This is a genomic window from Microcoleus sp. BM001215392, assembly GCF_036700185.1.
Taxonomy (GTDB): Bacteria; Cyanobacteriota; Cyanobacteriia; order Cyanobacteriales; family Microcoleaceae; genus Microcoleus.
Genome location: NZ_JAUBOJ010000570.1, coordinates 1 through 3,266 on the forward strand (window position 1 = coordinate 1; position 3,266 = coordinate 3,266).

The 3,266-nt window shown below is 45.4% G+C and carries 3 protein-coding genes; all 3 read right to left on the reverse strand.

Features of this window, described 5'->3' with window-relative positions; genetic code table 11:
• Window positions 1-125: 125 nt before the first annotated feature.
• The 3 genes from QT974_RS32770 to QT974_RS32780 all read right to left on the reverse strand — a co-directional run bounded on the left by QT974_RS32770 (window position 126) and on the right by QT974_RS32780 (window position 2,861).
• Window positions 126-737 (reverse strand): hypothetical protein, encoded by a 612-nt coding sequence (locus tag QT974_RS32770; protein WP_333472535.1) that lies wholly within the window; start codon window positions 735-737, stop codon window positions 126-128.
• Between the two features lie 396 nt (window positions 738-1,133).
• A complete protein-coding gene (locus QT974_RS32775; RefSeq protein WP_333472536.1) occupies window positions 1,134-1,448 on the reverse strand; it encodes an RNA recognition motif domain-containing protein in 315 nt (104 codons plus the stop codon).
• Between the two features lie 588 nt (window positions 1,449-2,036).
• Window positions 2,037-2,861, reverse strand: coding sequence for a hypothetical protein (locus QT974_RS32780; RefSeq protein ID WP_333472537.1), 825 nt, complete (start codon window positions 2,859-2,861; stop codon window positions 2,037-2,039).
• Window positions 2,862-3,266: the final 405 nt, after the last annotated feature.

Here is a 3,266-nt window from a genome sequence, read left to right on the forward strand (position 1 = left end):
CAGTTGACAGTTGACAGTTGACAGTTGACAGTTGACAGTTGGCAGTTGGCAGTTGTTATTTTTGAATATCTCCCAATAATCAGTAACTAATGACTAATGACTAATGACTAACGACTAATGACTAATTAACAAATCGGCCGCTGTCCGGGTTTTACGGCGTGAATGTACTCGCTGCCGGATGTCGGCCATCCCCGCTTGTAATAGGCTTCCTCCGGCTTCCCCCAGCCCAACTGCAACAAAATTTCGAGAAAATCCAACTTTTCCCATTTGGAGATACTCGCCCATTCTGTGCGCTGGGTTAAAGCCTCTACATCCACTGAATCGATCGATCGAAAATCCTTGCCGCTGTTAATACTTAAATACAAATCCATCCCAACAGTTACCTGCTGCCAAAATTCCAACATCGAAATCTTAGCGGTCTTCAGCGTCATTAAATCTACAGGTAGAGCGATTAATTCGTCATCTACTGTGGGGTAGCGCAGAACATTGCCTTTAACCGCCATTTCCCGCCAGACAATCCCAGAAACTTGATGTTCCCGCTGGTATTCGTGCACGGCAGCCTTAAAATTTTGATAAGCAGTGAACTTTTGAACACCCTCAGATTTGAGAAAGCGATCGATCACCGGGTTACCTGTACCAGGAGTTTCAGTCAAACTCAGGCGCCGTCCGTACAAACAGGCTTGGCGCTCTTCTTCGAGGATTTTAATGAGTTGGGCCGTGCTGTAGACCTTGGACATCTTTATTCAGGAAAAATCAATAAATTTGCTGGTCTGGCTGGTTTGGTCGGCTAATTTTTACTAAAAATTATTTATTTTTTGAGCAATATCCCTTTTGCCGTTATTCTAACTTTTCTTGGTGCTGAGTTCTAGTTTGACAGTTTACAGGAGTTGGGTCTAGAAATCCCGAAAGCAAGAAACAAAAAAGCCCTTAACAGGATACTGAATCGCGAGTTTCGCTGTTGGCTGCACGGGGAGGTACCGACACAGCCAAAAACAAAGCCCCCTCAAAGGAGGGGGCAAAACTGAGTCAGAAGTTTATGAGTTATATTTAGGGGGTCGAACTAAGAACCCGAAAAAAAAGCAGCATTCGCACTTGCTGTCAACTACCAAAATTCAAATTTTCAGTCTCAAACCTTAGTAGCGTCGTGAAGAGCGATTGTTGTCGCCCCAGCCACCGCCGCCCGAGGAGCGTTTGTTGTTGTTGTTTTCGCGAGGTTTGGCTTTGTTGACTTTCAAGTCGCGGCCCATCCACTCAGCACCGTCTAGAGCTGCTATGGCTGCGGCTTCTTCTGCTTCGCTTGCCATTTCCACAAAAGCAAATCCCCGCATCCTGCCTGTTTCCCGGTCTACTGGCACTTGGACGCGGCTGACACTACCGTACTCGGCAAATACTTGGCTGAGGTCGTCTGATGTGACCTCATAAGAAAGATTACCCACGTAAATCGACATAAAATCTCCAGAATCATTAAGGTGCAGAGACTTAGATTCGGAGAGACGCTTGTAAATAAACACCAACAAACTACGCAACCGAATTTAATTCTTGAAGAACTACTATAACATGAAGCCACCAGAATCAGCAATTGGCTGTAAGATTTTTCTGTTTTGGGGGTATTAGGTCAATCTCCCAGAAAAAGTATTCGTGATAACTGACATTTTGGACTGTTGGAGTTATCATTTTAGTCTCTTTGTTGCCGGATGGAGCTGAATCCTTACGATTTTTCGTTGCTGTTAGTTTGTGGATTGAGTTTTATTGAGAATTTTGCTGGAGATAATTTATAAGTCAATACGCTATGCTTAAGATTGTCGAGCATTAAAACAATGTGAAGAAGATATAGGGGGATTGCTCGCGCCGCGCGATCCGATCGCCCTGTGAGACAAAAAACGTGAACCCAAGCGTATTGATTTATCGCTCACACCGCGCTTTTTTATAACTGACTGGGCATTTTGCAAGTAGCACCAGAGAGCGAGATGTTCACTCGGATTCAGCTTCCAAGTCAATGTCCAATCTCTCATATTTTGTTTTCCACCGCATCGAATTTAGCACCCTGCAATAGCAACCCAAAAAAACTTTTCAAAAGAGCTTTTAGAAATATCTACGCGCATTTTTTTACCCCAAGTATAGACATCAAAGCTAACGCGAGATCGATCGCCCTTTCTGGAACTGTCTTCTACAATTGCGATATTGCCCAACAGCGCCACCCAGTGACTGGGATAAGGAATCAGCGGCGGTTTGTTTCCCAGCATTCCTTCAGCAGTAACCAAAGCAAAAGCAAATCCCCCAGCTTTTATCGCCTCACCGGCAGCGCGCAGGGCTGGAATATCGCCGCCCAAATAAGCGTAGTGAGATTTTACATCCCGTCCGCCCAAAATTTCTCGCGCCCAGCCGGCGATTTCCCAAGATTTGGTCATGCCGCTGATGTTGCGGATAATATCTGGGGCGCTTGCTTCTATAGGAAATATCAAATTTTCTGATTCGCGCAGGGCTGATAAAACCATCCAATCTACTTGAGGCATCCGTAAATTACCTTTGCTTTGCCGCAGCGTCATTGAGGGAGAAATCGATCGCATGGATTGAGTGCGGAAACTGCCTGTTTCCCAAAGATGGCGGCAGATTTCGATGTAGCGGAGGGGGCGGCGCGTCAAGAGTGCAAAAGTGACGGCTGCGGGGCCGCAAAAAGGTTGTCCGCCTTGATTTACTTGGAAAGGATCGTGGATGCGCGATCGCATTTCGGCGATGATTTGGGTTTTGTTTAAGGCGGGCCAAAAGCTGGGCAAATTCGATCGTTCAAATTCTAAAATTGCCTCCTCTGCTTGCTGTTGGGAAATGAAACTCGTAACTGCGCTCGAATTGTCTGGTGTCATTTTGGTGATAATTGATTGCTTTGGCGATCGCGATCGGGATAGAGTAATATTTTTAGATTGTTGAATTAGATTTTTTTGTGTACCGCAGAGGGCGCAGAGAACGCAGAGAAAGAGAGCAGAAGAGATATCTCGATAAATTAATTCTTTTTTTATTGCTTTTTCTTTCTTTTGGGAGCATCTTATTTTCGCAAAAAGCATTTTGTTTTACAGTGCGAACTCTCCACAGCACTACAAATACAAAACCCAGATGCACCGCCTGCTTCCTGATGGCTAATGACGTTGGACGTTCGCTCGGGGGGACAGCACGGCAGGACTACTGACTAACTGACTACTGACGGCAGGACTACTGACTACTGTCAACTGTCAACTGTCAACTGTCAACTGTCAACTGTCAACTGTCAACTG

Bases quoted from the DNA above. Each gene is read 5' to 3' on its own strand.
- QT974_RS32770 (WP_333472535.1), bottom strand. From the start codon at position 737: ATGTCCAAGGTCTACAGCACGGCCCAACTCATTAAAATCCTCGAAGAA.
- QT974_RS32775 (WP_333472536.1), bottom strand. From the start codon at position 1,448: ATGTCGATTTACGTGGGTAATCTTTCTTATGAGGTCACATCAGACGAC.
- QT974_RS32780 (WP_333472537.1), bottom strand. From the start codon at position 2,861: ATGACACCAGACAATTCGAGCGCAGTTACGAGTTTCATTTCCCAACAG.